18 protein-coding genes are annotated in these 14,025 nt (G+C 45.3%); 5 read left to right on the top strand and 13 right to left on the bottom strand.

The window, feature by feature from the left end; translation table 11 throughout:
* The first annotated feature begins 15 nt into the window (after nt 1–15).
* The gene (locus AC2EXB_RS02880; protein WP_483603551.1) at nt 16–1,164 is read left to right on the top strand and encodes an MFS transporter; all 1,149 of its coding nucleotides are present in this window, start codon (nt 16–18) and stop codon (nt 1,162–1,164) included.
* 25 nt (nt 1,165–1,189) lie between these two features.
* Here the strand turns inward: AC2EXB_RS02880 and AC2EXB_RS02875 are convergent, their stop codons facing one another.
* Both AC2EXB_RS02875 and AC2EXB_RS02870 read right to left on the bottom strand, forming a co-directional pair.
* Nucleotides 1,190–1,555 (bottom strand): hypothetical protein, encoded by a 366-nt coding sequence (locus tag AC2EXB_RS02875; protein WP_235198165.1) that lies wholly within the window; start codon nt 1,553–1,555, stop codon nt 1,190–1,192.
* Between the two features lie 78 nt (nt 1,556–1,633).
* The gene (locus AC2EXB_RS02870) at nt 1,634–2,086 is read right to left on the bottom strand and encodes a GNAT family N-acetyltransferase (protein ID WP_483603549.1); all 453 of its coding nucleotides are present in this window, start codon (nt 2,084–2,086) and stop codon (nt 1,634–1,636) included.
* A gap of 96 nt (nt 2,087–2,182) precedes the next feature.
* Here AC2EXB_RS02870 and AC2EXB_RS02865 point away from each other — a divergent pair, with 96 nt between their 5' ends.
* Entirely contained in the window at nt 2,183–2,674 is a 492-nt protein-coding gene (locus AC2EXB_RS02865; RefSeq protein ID WP_235198163.1) for a GNAT family N-acetyltransferase, read from the top strand.
* Nucleotides 2,675–2,693: 19 nt separating this feature from the next.
* Here AC2EXB_RS02865 and AC2EXB_RS02860 read toward each other — a convergent pair whose 3' ends face one another.
* The 6 genes from AC2EXB_RS02860 to mntR form a co-directional block, all read right to left on the bottom strand.
* Entirely contained in the window at nt 2,694–3,323 is a 630-nt protein-coding gene (locus AC2EXB_RS02860; RefSeq protein ID WP_483603547.1) for a DUF4064 domain-containing protein, read from the bottom strand.
* A 331-nt stretch (nt 3,324–3,654) separates the two neighbouring features.
* Entirely contained in the window at nt 3,655–3,936 is a 282-nt protein-coding gene (locus AC2EXB_RS02855; RefSeq protein WP_251477340.1) for a GNAT family N-acetyltransferase, read from the bottom strand.
* A gap of 16 nt (nt 3,937–3,952) precedes the next feature.
* Entirely contained in the window at nt 3,953–4,921 is a 969-nt protein-coding gene (locus AC2EXB_RS02850; protein WP_483603544.1) for a ring-cleaving dioxygenase, read from the bottom strand.
* Nucleotides 4,922–5,053: 132 nt separating this feature from the next.
* Complete coding sequence (locus AC2EXB_RS02845) at nt 5,054–5,941, bottom strand: DUF1002 domain-containing protein (RefSeq protein ID WP_483603543.1); 888 nt, start codon at nt 5,939–5,941, stop codon at nt 5,054–5,056.
* Nucleotides 5,942–5,994: 53 nt separating this feature from the next.
* Nucleotides 5,995–6,855 carry a CvfB family protein gene (locus AC2EXB_RS02840; RefSeq protein WP_235198158.1) on the bottom strand — a complete coding sequence of 287 codons (861 nt, stop codon included), beginning with the start codon at nt 6,853–6,855 and terminating at the stop codon, nt 5,995–5,997.
* A 23-nt stretch (nt 6,856–6,878) separates the two neighbouring features.
* The gene (gene mntR, locus AC2EXB_RS02835) at nt 6,879–7,301 is read right to left on the bottom strand and encodes a transcriptional regulator MntR (protein WP_235198157.1); all 423 of its coding nucleotides are present in this window, start codon (nt 7,299–7,301) and stop codon (nt 6,879–6,881) included.
* Between the two features lie 162 nt (nt 7,302–7,463).
* On the opposite strand from mntR, the gene AC2EXB_RS02830 reads away from it, so the two are divergent.
* A complete protein-coding gene (locus AC2EXB_RS02830; RefSeq protein WP_235198156.1) occupies nt 7,464–7,619 on the top strand; it encodes a lmo0937 family membrane protein in 156 nt (51 codons plus the stop codon).
* Nucleotides 7,620–7,664: 45 nt separating this feature from the next.
* Here the strand turns inward: AC2EXB_RS02830 and AC2EXB_RS02825 are convergent, their stop codons facing one another.
* From AC2EXB_RS02825 to AC2EXB_RS02815, 3 genes are read right to left on the bottom strand one after another with little or no spacing between them, the layout of a single operon-like run.
* Nucleotides 7,665–8,786: a GNAT family N-acetyltransferase gene (locus AC2EXB_RS02825; RefSeq protein ID WP_235198155.1), complete on the bottom strand. Its 1,122-nt coding sequence runs from the start codon at nt 8,784–8,786 to the stop codon at nt 7,665–7,667.
* A 21-nt stretch (nt 8,787–8,807) separates the two neighbouring features.
* Entirely contained in the window at nt 8,808–10,877 is a 2,070-nt protein-coding gene (locus AC2EXB_RS02820) for a heavy metal translocating P-type ATPase (RefSeq protein WP_483603540.1), read from the bottom strand.
* Complete coding sequence (locus tag AC2EXB_RS02815) at nt 10,855–11,226, bottom strand: ArsR/SmtB family transcription factor (protein WP_235198154.1); 372 nt, start codon at nt 11,224–11,226, stop codon at nt 10,855–10,857. The genes AC2EXB_RS02820 and AC2EXB_RS02815 overlap by 23 nt, the downstream gene beginning before the upstream one ends.
* Nucleotides 11,227–11,398: 172 nt before the next feature.
* On the opposite strand from AC2EXB_RS02815, the gene AC2EXB_RS02810 reads away from it, so the two are divergent.
* A complete protein-coding gene (locus AC2EXB_RS02810; RefSeq protein WP_483604709.1) occupies nt 11,399–12,862 on the top strand; it encodes a SulP family inorganic anion transporter in 1,464 nt (487 codons plus the stop codon).
* A gap of 13 nt (nt 12,863–12,875) precedes the next feature.
* Nucleotides 12,876–13,295 (top strand): universal stress protein, encoded by a 420-nt coding sequence (locus AC2EXB_RS02805; RefSeq protein ID WP_483603539.1) that lies wholly within the window; start codon nt 12,876–12,878, stop codon nt 13,293–13,295.
* Nucleotides 13,296–13,336: 41 nt separating this feature from the next.
* Here the strand turns inward: AC2EXB_RS02805 and AC2EXB_RS02800 are convergent, their stop codons facing one another.
* Entirely contained in the window at nt 13,337–13,666 is a 330-nt protein-coding gene (locus tag AC2EXB_RS02800) for a fluoride efflux transporter FluC (RefSeq protein WP_483603537.1), read from the bottom strand.
* Nucleotides 13,663–14,016: a fluoride efflux transporter FluC gene (locus tag AC2EXB_RS02795; protein WP_483603535.1), complete on the bottom strand. Its 354-nt coding sequence runs from the start codon at nt 14,014–14,016 to the stop codon at nt 13,663–13,665. The genes AC2EXB_RS02800 and AC2EXB_RS02795 overlap by 4 nt, the downstream gene beginning before the upstream one ends.
* Nucleotides 14,017–14,025 lie beyond the last annotated feature (9 nt).

Below are 14,025 nucleotides of genomic sequence, written 5' to 3'. Positions count from 1 at the left end.
AAAGTGAGGGCGACAATGCACATTTTTATTTATTTGATTATTTTCTTCGCATTTTTTGACTTGTTTGCCCAGTTGCCAATCATGAGCCCATTTGCCGTCGGTCTAGGAGCCACACCTTTTATAGCCGGGCTTGCTGTAGGCATGTATTCACTGTCCAATGTGGCAGGAAATGTCATATCAGGAATATTCGCCGATCGCCGCGGTCCTTTTGCCATACTGATTTTCGGCCTGGTTTCAACAGGCGTAATTTTGTTTTCCTATCATTTAGCAGATGGCCCGTACAGTTTGTTGATCATCCGCTTTTTCCACGGATTGGCTGCCGGCTTCACGGTACCTGCCGCTTTCACTTTTCTGGCCAATAAAACCGAGCAGAACCGGCGAGGAAAAGGGGCTGCAGTTTCCGGAGCTTTTGTCGGATTAGCCGCTATTATTGGCCCGGCTTTCGGCGCCATTTACGCGAGCCGTACAAGTGTCCCGGAAATGATGGGAGTCACAGGCATCATTCTTCTAGTGCTTGGTGCTGTCTCTTACTTCTTGCTGAAGAAAGAACCTGCTGCCAAGCAAGAATCTGTCCAAACTGCCAGTATGATTTCCATCCGCAACCGCGGCTTGTTCCAAGCATTTATCGGCGCTTTTTTCTTAATGTTCTCTCAAGGTGTGCTTGCTTACATGCTGCCCCTTAAAATCGATGCGCTTCAATTGCCTTCTGAAATGAGCGGCTTGCTGCTGAGTACTTTCGGCATTGCTGCCATTTTGGTGTTTCTGCTGCCGGTCAATCGCTTATTCGACCATGTAAAACCTGTCTATACATTGATCGCCGGCTTTACGTGTATGGCGCTTTCCCTTTTTCTTCTAAGTGCGGTTTCTCTTGCAGCACTTATGTATATCGCCATGGCGAGCTACGGAATCGGCTTTGCCCTTCTTTTTCCTTCCATCAACTCGCTCTTGGTCGATTCGACGAATCCGCAATCGCGTGGAAGAGCTTATGGCTATTTCTATGCATTCTTTTCTTTTGGTGTGGTTGCCGGATCCAGCGTTACTGGAGCGCTGGAATTATCCGCAAATGAAGGATTTATCTTAAGTGGAAGTTTGCTGCTCATCATAGCAGCGCTGAATGGTATGGTGGCTAAAAGGCAAAACGCAGTAAAGAAGGATGGTTTTTAACCATCCTTCTTTTTCGGCCACTCATTTAGATATTATCGGTGCCAATGCGCGGCTCCGGCGATACGGTCTTCGTGTTCTCTGATTTTTCTTCGCTCGTATCGTTTGAAGATAGCTTCGCATTTTCATCTGCTTTTTTATCTTCATTATAATATTGGACGCCTGGCTCTCCGCCTTCATTGACCATTTCTTTTTCGCGGTCTTTTGTCGATTCTTGTCCATCAGTTGATGTTTTGTTTAGTTTATCCAAGTTTTGAGATTCCATAAATGAATTCACCTTCGTTTTCGCATTATTAAAAGCTACAGTGGCTTTTTCACGATTTTCTGGTTTTTTGAAGTATGCATATGCGCCGGCAGCTAAACCTGCCAATAATATCCCTCTTCTTTTTGCCATTTACTTCACTCCTATTCTCTATTAAAACTTGTTTACCCTATTTTACTAAACTTATGCAACATTCACATGTCAAAAGCATTACATTTTATTGTTGGTGAATTTCATATCCACATGCGGAATTCCATCTTCATCGTATGCCTCTGAAATCGGCAGAAAACCGAAGGACTCATAAAACTCTTGCAAGTATACTTGCCCTTGCAATTGAATTTCATTGGCTTGCCATTCATTCAAGATATAGTCCATTGCTTGGACCATTAATTGTTTAGCGAGCCCCCGATTTCTTGCTTCAGCACGGACGATGACCCGTCCGATAGAAGGAATTTCATACTTTACCCCTGCCGGAACGAGCCTGGCATAAGCCAATGTTTTGCCATTCTCGCTATAAGCGATGTGAATGGATTCTTGATCTAAGTCATCCAATTCCGGATAAGGGCAATTCTGTTCCACTACAAATACGTCCACCCGCAATTTCAAAAACTCATATAATTTACGGGCAGTCAGTTCATCAAAATGATAGGCATTCCACTCCAATTTCTTCGCCTCCCTCTCTCTTTTCATTATTTCACATTAGTGGCTATTTGGATGTATTTTTGATATGATAACGGAAAGAATTTTAGAGGTGAGCAAATGATTCGTGCAGGCACGATTGATGATATTGCATCTGTCCAGGAAATCGCACACGTTAGCTGGGTTGATACTTATGAAGGCATTATTCCTCCAACTGTCCAAAAACAATTTTTAGATAAATCGTACTCTACGCCCATGATGGAGATGAGACTCGAGAGAACCATCGTTTTGCTAGCTTTTCATGGCACCGAACCCGTCGGATTTGCCAATTTCACCCGTGTAGACGAAGACGGTGATGCTGAGCTGATTGCGCTTTACCTGAAACCTGAATTTCAGCGCAATGGCTACGGCAAACAATTGTTGTCGAGCGGACTATCCCATTTAAAAGATGGCTCGCAATTATTTGTTTATGTGGAAAGCAAAAATGAAAAAGGCCGGAAGTTCTATGAACGCAATGGCTTTGAATTAGTAGAAGAATTTGAAGAAGTCTTTGAAGGCTACCCTTTGCAGACTGCCAAATATATTTATTACTTAAAAACACCCGTTCTTTAAAAGAACGGGTGTTTTTCGTTTATAGGGGACGATACGTATCGTCATCTTTATGAAGCGGATTATTATTGGTGGTATCATTTTGTCTGCGCAGTTCTTCCTGGCGAAGGCGCTCTTCTTGGCGGGTCCGTTCTTCTTCACGAATTCGCTGTTCTTCCTTTAACTTCACATCGTCATTGCGTCCGTTGAAGTCATCGTGTCCTGACGAGTAATCGTCCCGTTTAGTCCCTTTTCGTACAAAGCACATGATTGCCGCAATGTAGAATAAGATCGACGTTAACGAGAGCAACCCTGCAAATAGCCCTGCGATGATGAAAAATACCCCGGCAGCTTTAGGATTGCGGTTATTTCGCAGATTAGCGATAGCTAGAATCGCTAAAATGGTACTGATTGCAAGCAACGCAACGATTATCCAGCCAATGATGCTAAAGCTGGAAATGAACGTATCCAAAAAGGCTTGGGCGTCTTGCGGGCTTGCAAATGTTGAATCATTCAAGATTTCTTGCTCAAAATCCTGGAATTCTGTCGTGTTTTGCACACTGTCGAAACTAAGGATACCGATTACCAATAGGGCGATGGTTAAAAGATTAAAGATAATGCCTATTACACCTAATGTTTTTTCTGCACCTCTGCTGACAACTCCATTATTCATTTCATGCACCTCTTTCTCACTTTTCTTCTGGCTTGATTGAAAGCCCTCCCTAAACAGTTTCCCTGATTAAAATTAATAAAACCTGTTTAAGCTTTCGGGATCGGGGTAGTTAATTATTAACAAATACTTTAAGGGAGATGAAATTAATGGAAAAGAAGTTGATTTTTAATCAAGCAGACTTTATGTATGGAATTGGCGGCGCTTCTGTTTTAACTGCTATCGTTTTCTTTATGACAAGCCTATAACACGGAGGATGAGGATGGAAAACTACATATTGGCAACATAGCAAAAGCAATCCACTCGAAATTGAAGAGGATTGCTTTTTGCATGCTTAAATTTTCACATCATCGTAGTCTTTATAGCGATCGAATGCAACAACTGCATACGAACAAACCGGCTCCATTTTGTAATTATGTTCACGGGCATAGTCGGCAGCGCGATCAAGCAATTTTTTCGCAATGCCTTGGTTGCGCATCGATTCATCTACAAAAGTGTGCTCGATCACCATGACATTCGCCAGTTCGGTCCATGTAATTTCCGCCTTAAGCATTCCTGCTTCTTCCTGGCGATAAGCGAATTCATCATTTCCTAATTCTACTAGCTGAAATTCCATATTTTTCTCCCCCTACTTATTGATTGATAGACAATGGACGCAGCGATGCTTCAATTTCAGCCCGTTTCGGCTCAAGAAACGGCGGCAAAGCAAGCGTTTCTCCTAAATTTTCCAATGGCTCATCTGTTGCAAAGCCCGGTTCATCCGTCGATAATTCAAAAAGAATGCCATTCGGCTCACGGAAATAGATGGCTTTGAAATAATAGCGATCTACTTCACCTGAAGTCATAAAGCCATTTGAACGCAAGTAAGCGTTCCACTTGCTGTACTCTTCATACGTTTTCACACGGAAAGCGACATGATGGACGCTTCCTCTTCCAGGACGTTCAGGCGGCAAATCTGTCCGTTCCTCTAAGTGTACTTCGCCAGCAGGCCCGCCTTTTCCTGTTGAAAACACTAAAATATCTTTCATTCCTTCTATTTTTGACGGATAAGAGCCAATCTGCTCAAATCCTAAAATGTCGCTTAGCACAGCTGCTGTCTTGGTATTTTTGCGCACAGTCAAACGAACATGCCCTAAACCGACAATTGCATGTTCTTCCGGAATTCCCGCTTTCGTCCAAGGAATTCCGTATTCAATTCCTTTTCCGTCATCTACTACCAGCATTAGACGGGATCCTTCAAAGTCCTGGAAAGTCAGTGATTGCCGACCAAAAACTTCTTCTATATCTCCACGCGGGACACCGTAATGATCGAAGCGTTCAATCCAATACGTGAGCGCCGCTTCACTCTTGATGCGAAAGGCCGTATTGCTGATGGCAGAAACACCCGGATAGGTGCGGCCGGCCATCGGAATATCAAAATAGGTCATGTCAGTTCCAGGAGTCCCTACTGCATCGGCATAAAACAAATGATAAGACGAAGTCGAATCCTGATTAACACTCTTCTTCACTAAACGCATTCCTAAAATTCGTGTAAAGAAGTCATGGTTCTTATCCGCATTTGCGGTAATCGCGGAAACGTGGTGAATGCCTTCTAGTTTCATTATTTCTTCCTCCTCCAATTATCTTGAATTCGAGATATTTAGTTTATTTTATCACCGCTTCTTTTGGACCGCAACTGAACCGGCTCAAAATAAAAACAGCCAGGCAATTTACTGCCTGGCTGTGCATTTGAATTAGTTAAACCATCCACGGACAGAATCCGCCAGTTTTTGAAAGAAGCTTTTTACGCTTTGCCAAAAACCTTCGTCATTGACGATTGTGCCAATTTTGTCTTCAATGGTTTTGCTCAAATCATCCAATTGACTCGACCATTTTGAAAAGTCGATGTCTAATTTACGGATGCGATCCATAAGATCTGTCAATAATTTGCGGTCTTCCGGGCTTAACTCGATTTGAAGCTTCGTCAATTGGTCTTCCACAATTTTTTCCACTTCTTCATGGGTAGCCGGATTTTGTTCAGCAATCTGTTTTTTGATCTCTGTCAGAAGTTCACTTACTTTTGCGTCTTCAACCCCGCTATCAGCAAGCTCGGTTGCTACTGTCAATTCATCATTAGCAACATCTGTCCGTTCAGGATCCAATTCTTCGCCGTTCACTTCGTAAGCTTTGTAAATGCCGACAAGCGCTGAATGACCCGTCACCGCTTTTGGAGCAGCAACTTCAACCGTTGCATCTTCAATGCCCGCAGTCAGCATGGCATTCGCGTACATTTCTGTTGTCACTTGTGTGATATTATCCGGCGTAACAATTTGGATAACCAAACCTTCTCCAGCATCTTTGCGGGTGATTTTCGCCGAAGAATACATATTCGCACGTGAATCCCCGTCTTTGATGTAAGTAATCAGGTCTTGGCCGGTCACTTCGATTTCTTCTACGTCTGCTTCACCGGCTACATCCAGGCTTTTCGCGACACTTTCTTTTTCAGCTTCAGAGAGATTGCCTCCATAGACGACGATTGGCAAACCGAATTTTTCGTTGATGCCGACATTCGCAGAACCGATGCTTGGCAGCATAAGTGACAGTGCTAATATAGATGATAGTACTGGAATTATTTTCTTCATAGTTTATTGCCCCCTTCCACAAATTAATACGCTTTTAATTTGAAAAGGTTGCGTTAACGTATTAATTTGGTCCATCCGTCTTCCTGGATGATTTTACGTTCTTTGTACAGTCTGCCGAGCGCGCGTTTGAATGCCGCTTTGCTCATGCCGAAAATTTCCTGGATTTCATCCGGAGTCGATTTATCTGTGAACGGCATTTGGCCGCCAGACTCATCGAGGAAATCCATGATTTTCTGTGCATCGTCTGATAAGCGCTCTTGTTTACGCGGAAGTAAAGAACCGTTCAATGTCGCATCGTCTTTTATGCCGATGATGCGTACGGTTTTTTCTTCGCCTAAACGCGGTTCTTCTTCTCTTTCCGATTCATGGACGAAAATCCGATACATTTCAGGCACTGAAAGCATGAATGTGCCGACCGGCAATAAACGATAAGCACGGGCTTGAATGTTTTCATTGAAAACAGAAGTTGGAGCCGGTACGTATAATTCGCCAATTTTCTCTTCTGTTGCTAACCGTCCGTATAAATCACCATAGCGGTCTGTACGCAAGGTCATGAAAATATGGTCTCCTTGCTGCGGCCATAATTCTTCAATTTGCGGAAGGTCTTCCGGAAGCACGTAGACTTCCCGGGAAGTTCCGATATCGACAACCAGCCCTTCACGTCTTGATACTTTCAATACTTTCGCCCAGCCGTAAATGCTCGGTAAAATATGGGGGATCATCGGAGTAGCGGAAACGCCGCCTTGCCGGTTGCGGAAAAGGAATACTTCAATTTCCTCACCGATTTCTTGCCCTTCTTCGATCTCTGATGCGTTCATCAATACCTCATCACCTGAACTATTCGTCAAGATCCACTGGGAGCTTGAACGGTCGATAATGCGTAATGTGGTTTTTTCTCCTGGATGCAATGCCATCATGCAGCCTCCTTAAATTCAGTTTAATTTTCTTTTTGGTCGTTTTTTAGTTTTTCAAGTTTTTGGAGCAATGCCGGATCTTCTTCCAGCACTTGAACCAAATCAGCGATTCGATTAATGGAATTCCAGCTTAAGTGATGCTCGATGCCTTCTACATCGCCGTAGATCCGTTCTTCCTCCACTCCGATCAAGCGAAGGAACTGTTCCAGTAGATCATGGCGCTTCACAAGGCGTTTTCCAAGTTTCTGGCCGCGCGGCGTTAACATAAGCCCCCGGTAACGCTCATAAATTAAGTACCCATCTTTATCAAGTTTTTGCACCATCTTCGTGACAGATGAGGGCAAAACTGACAAAGCTTCTGCAATATCTGACACCCGGGCATATCCTTTTTGTTCTATTAATGAATAAATGATTTCAATGTGGTCTTCCATACTTGGAGTAGGCAAAATTCGTTCCTCCCTAACATGACTCTCTTCAGTTTACTATACCCCAACCCGCTAAACAACTGAGCTTCCGGCAATCCAGTAGTAATTCAATTTTCTGCATGTTTGGGCTGTGGATTTCGGGGGTACTTAATACTATCGACATAGAAAGGTTAGGTGAGGAACATGGGACGTATTCTTTGGATTATTTTAGCAGTTATTATTGTAATTTGGTTAGTTGGATTTTTAATGGACGTCGCTGGTGGCTTGATCCACATTCTTCTTATCATCGCAGCTATCATTTTAGTTATTAACTTGATTTCTGGAAGAAAAGGCATATAGCCTAAGTGAATAAAAAAAGCTGAGGACCATTGTCCTCAGCTTTTTTTATTGTTTCCGGATTTTTGCATAAACGCATGTATCACGCAATTTGTTGCTCACTTTTGAAAGGGTGTCGTTGCGGAGGATGCCTTCAAGTTCGAAGTTCAACCGTTCCGCAACTGCGCGGCTTCGGACATTGTCAGGATCGCAGCGTATCTCGACGCGATTGGCTTCCAACTCTTCAAAAGCAAAACGGGTAATCCGCTCTACCGCTTCTGTTACATAGCCTTTGCCTTCGAAGCGATTATCGACCCAATAGCCGATTTCAAATTTGCGGACATCCCAATTGATGCGGTGAAGTCCCGACGAACCGACGAACTCGCCCGTTTCTTTCGAAAAGAAATGAAGGCGCAAATCTTTGCGGAGCATAAAGTCTGCTTCTGCTTCCACCAGGTTTGCCTCCATTTCCGAAAGCACCGGCTTTTTCTGGGCAAATGGCATCCATGGCCGCAGTGAAGCAAGCGAACGCATGACCGCTTCATAGCTGAGAGCCGCATCTTCTCTTTTCGGCTTACGGATGATTAAGCGTTCCGACTCGAATTGATCCGGGAATTGAAATAGAACCGGATTGAATTGAGATTTCTTTTCTTCTACGAGTGCATCATCCCAGTGGACTGGCGTCGTGATGCCCGCTTCCCAATCTTCTCTTGTCATGCCGTAAGTCACTGCATCGTAATAGCGGTTTTCCCGCGGCGAAAACCAAGTTTGGCGAATATGCGCCTCTTTTACAAAACCGGTCCGCTCAAATGCTTTTCTCATCGCAAAGTTATCATGGCGCGTGTTGCCTTCCAGGCGGATTTTCTTTTCAGGCAAAGAGAAGACGAAATCAGCAATCAATTTCAAGGCCTTTGGGCCATAGCCTTTTCCACGGTACGGATCGGCAATCCGCAAATCGAATAACGGAATGTCATCTTGCAAATCGAAAATCTTCACGACCCCCACTTGCTGTCCTTCATCATTTTCAATCCAGAACGTTCTGACTTGGTCCGATTTATATCCGCCTTCTTCAATCGTCTTCTCGATCAATTCCCGGACAGGATGTTCAATGCCGTGGAACGGCCATGAGTTAGTGGTCATAAATTCAATTAATTGTTCTTGTTCTTCCATCGTCCATTCTGTCAGCTTCAACACTTTGTCCCCCATGTTCGTTTACTTTTGAATCTTGACTAAACGCAGCGCATTGAGGATAACGAGAAGCGTCGCGCCCATGTCTGCAAAGATGGCAATCCATAATGTCAGCCATCCTGGAATGATTAAAAGCAAAGCAATAATTTTTAAACCTAATGCAAAAATAATATTTTCCTTTATTATACGCAAAGTCTTTCGGCTGAGTCGAATTGTATAGGGCAGTTTTTCTAAATCATCGGCCATTAAAGCAATATCAGCTGTTTCCAAAGCCGCATCTGTCCCGGCGCCGCCCATGGCAATGCCGATCGTCGAGGCCGCTAAGGCAGGTGCATCATTGACTCCATCTCCAACCATTGCAACCCGGCCATGAGTTAGCTGGAGTTCTTTGATGGCAGCCAATTTGTCTTCCGGCATCAATCCGGCACGGACATCCGTGACACCGATTTGAGCTGCGATCGCTTCGGCTGTTGCAGGATGGTCACCTGTCAGCATAATGGTTTTCTCAATGCCCATCGCTTTCAACTGGCGGATGATTTCCGGGCTTTCGTTTCGGATGGCATCCGCTACTGCTACCGCACCGATCAATTCTTTTTCTGAAAAGACCGCAACGACTGATTTGCCGGATTTCTGCAACTTGCGGTAACTCGAAGGAATGCTGTAGCCAAATTCTTCTGCCCAAGTAAAGCTTCCGACATGGACGCGCACACCCTTAACGACTGCATGAGCACCTTTCCCTGTTACCGATCCAAACCCTTCAGAAGGATAGGCTTCGCCCGCTTCATCAAGGATGGCCCGCGCTAAAGGATGCTGTGACATCGTTTCAACTGCTGCCGCGATTTTCAAGACTTCTTCTTTTGAATACGTTTCTTTTGCAAAGACATCCGTGACTTCCGGATAGCCTTTCGTCAATGTGCCCGTTTTATCAAATGCAATGGCTTTGATATGGCCTGTCTCTTCCAAATGGATGCCGCCTTTTACGAGAACACCTTGCCGTGCAGCATTCCCGATAGCCGTAACGATGGCTACTGGCGTCGAAACAACTAATGCACACGGGCATCCGACCACAAGGACTGCCAGCCCTTGGTAAACCCACAACTCCCAGTTGCCGGTCAGGAGGCTTGGAATGATCGCCACTAAAAAAGCGATGGCAATGATGGCCGGCGTGTAATATTTTGCAAAACGGTCGACGAATTTTTGGGAAGGTGCTTTTTCTGCCTGCGCTTCTTCCACTAAATGAATGATTTTGGCAATTGTGGTATCTTCGACCCGTTTGGTCACCGTAACTTCCAGTGCACCTTCTTCATTCAAGGTTCCTGCAAACACTTCGTCTCCCGGCTGCTTATCCGCCGGAATGGATTCTCCTGTAATCGCTGCCTGATTCACAGAACTGGTGCCTCGGAGCACGGTTCCATCCATGGCAATTTTCTGCCCCGGTTTAACGATCAGGATATCGCCGATGCGAATATCTTCCGTATCCAGTTCAAGGAGCTCGCCTTGGCGCTGGATCAACGCTCTTGCCGGCGCCAAATCCATCAATCCTCGAATCGACTGGCGGGCTTTATTCATGGAAAAGGCTTCTAATGCTTCACTGACTGCAAATAAGAAGACTACCACCGCCCCTTCTCGCCATTCGCCAATGATTACAGCACCAATGATCGCTATAGTCATTAATGTTTTCATATCAAATTGCAATTTCGTTAAATTTTGCAGTCCTGTCCAGAACATCTGGTAGCCTCCGACTAAAATAGAAGCACCGAACAACCCGATCGCTGCCGGATGTGTTTCAGAAGCCTGGAAAGAAATCACTGTTCCGATGACTAGCAGGATAAAGGAAATAGCGGCTTCGATTGTTTGGCGGCGTTTATAGAATGGCCTATGCACAGCTTTCTCTTTTTCCGGAAAAACACGGATATGGTCGAATGCACCCGCTTTTTCCAATGCTTCAATGGAAACATTGCCATCCACGGTCAGTTTAGAAGCGCCAAAGTTTAAACTGACATTTTTAATATCGGGAAGTTCCCGTACATTTTTTTCGAATTTGGCAGCGCAGCTTGTGCACGATAAGTTTTCAAGACGGTATGTCTTCTGCATGCTCTGCACCTTCTTTCGCATGTTCATGGGCAATGGTCACCAGTTGGTGAACGTGACGGTCCGACAAGGAATAATAGACTTGCTTGCCTTTGCGCAAAGATTTAGCCAACCCCCGTTCTCTCAAATATCTTAGATGGTGGGAAGCAGTCGCATTTGAAGAGCCTATGACTGCTGCAATATCGCAGACGCACATTTCTTCTTCGATCGTTAAGGCATAGGCGATATTCAAGCGTGTTTCATCGGCCAACGCTTTAAATAGATTAACGACTTCCGATAAATCCGGCATGTACTTTTGGACATTATTCACCACTTCCGGATGGACTTTTGTCACTTCACAAATTTCTTTCATCGAGATCCCACCTTCATTCAAATCTTGCTTTGATTGTTACTTGTAGTATAAATCTTCGGACAATAATAATCAAACGAATATTTGAATGACTCCTATTTACGGTTTTTCGAAAAAATGCTATTGTTTGCAGATGCTAAACGAATTTTATAAAGGAAGTGGAATTTTGAAAACCATGTCTTATAAAGAGCAGTGGTTCGGCAATATCCGCGCAGATATTCTTTCCGGCATTGTCGTTGCTCTTGCTTTAATACCTGAAGCCATCGCCTTCTCCATCATTGCTGGTGTTGATCCGATGGTCGGCCTCTATGCTTCGTTCTCGATTGCGGTCATTATCGCTTTTGTCGGCGGCAGGCCTGCCATGATTTCTGCAGCGACGGGTGCGATGGCCCTCGCCATGGTCACGCTCGTCCGTGACCACGGCCTCGACTATTTACTGGCTGCCACTATTTTGACCGGCGTGCTGCAAGTAATCTTCGGCTTTTTGAAGATCGCCCGCTTCATGAAGTTTATCCCGAGGGCCGTAATGATCGGTTTCGTGAATTCGCTCGCTATCCTCATCTTCATGGCACAAGTTCCGTTCATTTTCGGCATTAATATGACCACCTATATTTTTGTTGGAGTCACTTTGGCAATCGTTTATATCCTGCCTCGTTTCTTCACTGCCATTCCGGCACCGTTAATCGCCATATTGGTATTGTCCGGCATCGTTATGTATACCGGAATCGACATGCAGAATGTCGGCAGTTTAGGGACGATCACACAATCCCTGCCAACATTCTTTATCCCGAATGTCCCTTTTAATCTTGAAACTTTGCAGATCATTTTCCCGACGGCCCTGGCATTGTCGATTATCGGCCTGCTCGAATCGCTGTTGACGGCATCTATATTAGATGATGCAACGGAAACCGATTCCGATAAGAACCAGGAAGCCCGCGGGCAAGGCATTGCTAACTTCATCACCGGCTTTTTCGGGGGAATGGCGGGCTGTGCAATGATCGGCCAGTCTGGCATTAACGTCCAGTCTGGCGGACGTGGACGCCTTTCCACTTTTACTGCAGGCGTTGTCCTGATTTTCCTGATCATCGTCCTTGGCAATTGGGTCGTCCAAATTCCGATGCCCGTGCTTGCCGGCATCATGGTGATGGTATGCATCGGCACCTTTGATTGGGGTTCGTTTAAATACATGGTCACTGCTCCAAAATCAGACGCGATTGTCATGCTGCTGACTGTGGTTGTTGTTGTCTACACACATGATTTATCCAAAGGGGTACTCGCCGGCGTTCTGTTAAGCGCGATTTTATTCGCTGCTAAAATTTCAAAGGTCGAAGTCCGAAATAAAGGATTGAATGCCGAGGCGTCGAATGTTTATACCGTACACGGCCAATTATTCTTTGCTTCTACCCAGGATTTTGTTTCAGCCTTTGATGCCATCGAACCTGCTGAACGCATCATCATCGACTTCTCGGATGCTGCCATTTGGGACGATTCCGGAGTAGGCGCCATCGACCGGGTCATGGGCAGGCTTCAATCAAAAGCGGAATCGATTGAAATCACCGGCTTGAATCCATCCAGTGAAAAATTGGTCAAGACCTTAGCCACCTATACGAATTCAGAAGAAAATGCCAGCCAGCATTAAGGGGGAATCTTACATGTATGAGAAAATTCTCGTAGCCGCTGACGGCTCGGAGCATTCGAAACGCGCCGTGCAAGAAGCCGTAAAAATGGCAAAAACAAATCCGGGAGCAAAAGTGACGCTTCTCTATGTCGTCGACTACGGAAAAGCACGCAACGAAATCCTCCATACCCAGAGCCCGGATGAACTTCATCTTGAACGCCGCAAACATTTGCAGCCGTTAGAAGATATTTTCCATTCCACGGGTGTCCAGTTCGAAACGAAGACTTTGCATGGGACGCCAGGGCCGACCATTGTAAAGCATGCCAACGAAACCGGCTATGATGTCGTTTTTATCGGCAGCCGCGGCTTAAATGCCTTGCAGGAAATGGTGCTCGGCAGCGTCAGCCATAAAGTGGCCAAACGCGTGGAAGCCCCTGTCATCATCGTGAAATAAGAAAAAGGTCTTTCCGGTTTTCAGTCGGAAAGACCTTTTTTCTATAAAAATACATAGCCGAGGCTGAATAGCAAAATCCCACTGATCAACGTTGCGCTTAAATACGCGAGAGCTCTCAGACACTTCCCGTCTTCCATATCCTTAACGGCATCAAGTGCCATCGTTGAAAAGGTCGTGAAGGCCCCGAGAAAACCGGTGAGCCAAAAAGCGGACGAACTGCCGCTTCCGAGCAGCCACCCGATCAAAAAAGACCCAAGGCTGTTGACGGCCCATGTTGCCCATTTCGGATGTTGGGAACGGCTTTCTGCTGCGAGATAAAAAACATACCGGGCAATGGCTCCAAAAAAGCCGCCCGCTGCAATGGAAATCATTTCGCCACCGCCTGCCTTCCAGCAACCAGTCCGCCTGCTGCCATCAAGACAGAAGCGCACGTCATCACGAGGGCAAATCCAATTCCAAGCAAAAACTGTTTTTCCAGCAGGCTAAACCACTCAGCTGAAAAAGCTGAAAATGTGGTAAAAGAGCCAACGAAACCGGTTGAAAGGAACAGCCGGAATTCAGCAGATTTTTTTTGGAAACGAGCCGCTGCGTAACCTATGATAAAACTTCCCATTAAGTTGACTGCCCATAATCCAGCCATTGACGAAATGGCTTCGAAAATCCCGGCACGCGCCATCGCCCCGAGCATTCCGCCAGCGCCTACTGCAAAAAACCTTTTCACTCCAACCGC

The sequence above is a fragment of the Planococcus alkaliphilus genome, from assembly GCF_057031095.1.
The sequence above is the reverse complement of the archived record's forward strand: the minus strand, read 5'-3'. Positions and strand labels throughout refer to the sequence as shown.

What these genes read in the sequence shown, in the direction of transcription:
- AC2EXB_RS02845 (WP_483603543.1), bottom strand. Translation starts at nt 5,941, where the DNA reads ATGAAGAAAATAATTCCAGTACTATCATCTATATTAGCACTGTCACTT.
- AC2EXB_RS02805 (WP_483603539.1), top strand. Translation starts at nt 12,876, where the DNA reads ATGTATGAGAAAATTCTCGTAGCCGCTGACGGCTCGGAGCATTCGAAA.
- AC2EXB_RS02800 (WP_483603537.1), bottom strand. Translation starts at nt 13,666, where the DNA reads ATGATTTCCATTGCAGCGGGCGGCTTTTTTGGAGCCATTGCCCGGTAT.
- AC2EXB_RS02865 (WP_235198163.1), top strand. Translation starts at nt 2,183, where the DNA reads ATGATTCGTGCAGGCACGATTGATGATATTGCATCTGTCCAGGAAATC.
- AC2EXB_RS02820 (WP_483603540.1), bottom strand. Translation starts at nt 10,877, where the DNA reads ATGCAGAAGACATACCGTCTTGAAAACTTATCGTGCACAAGCTGCGCT.
- AC2EXB_RS02880 (WP_483603551.1), top strand. Translation starts at nt 16, where the DNA reads ATGCACATTTTTATTTATTTGATTATTTTCTTCGCATTTTTTGACTTG.
- AC2EXB_RS02815 (WP_235198154.1), bottom strand. Translation starts at nt 11,226, where the DNA reads ATGAAAGAAATTTGTGAAGTGACAAAAGTCCATCCGGAAGTGGTGAAT.
- AC2EXB_RS02830 (WP_235198156.1), top strand. Translation starts at nt 7,464, where the DNA reads ATGGGACGTATTCTTTGGATTATTTTAGCAGTTATTATTGTAATTTGG.
- AC2EXB_RS02850 (WP_483603544.1), bottom strand. Translation starts at nt 4,921, where the DNA reads ATGAAACTAGAAGGCATTCACCACGTTTCCGCGATTACCGCAAATGCG.
- AC2EXB_RS02860 (WP_483603547.1), bottom strand. Translation starts at nt 3,323, where the DNA reads ATGAATAATGGAGTTGTCAGCAGAGGTGCAGAAAAAACATTAGGTGTA.
- AC2EXB_RS02875 (WP_235198165.1), bottom strand. Translation starts at nt 1,555, where the DNA reads ATGGCAAAAAGAAGAGGGATATTATTGGCAGGTTTAGCTGCCGGCGCA.
- AC2EXB_RS02855 (WP_251477340.1), bottom strand. Translation starts at nt 3,936, where the DNA reads ATGGAATTTCAGCTAGTAGAATTAGGAAATGATGAATTCGCTTATCGC.
- AC2EXB_RS02840 (WP_235198158.1), bottom strand. Translation starts at nt 6,855, where the DNA reads ATGGCATTGCATCCAGGAGAAAAAACCACATTACGCATTATCGACCGT.
- AC2EXB_RS02810 (WP_483604709.1), top strand. Translation starts at nt 11,399, where the DNA reads ATGTCTTATAAAGAGCAGTGGTTCGGCAATATCCGCGCAGATATTCTT.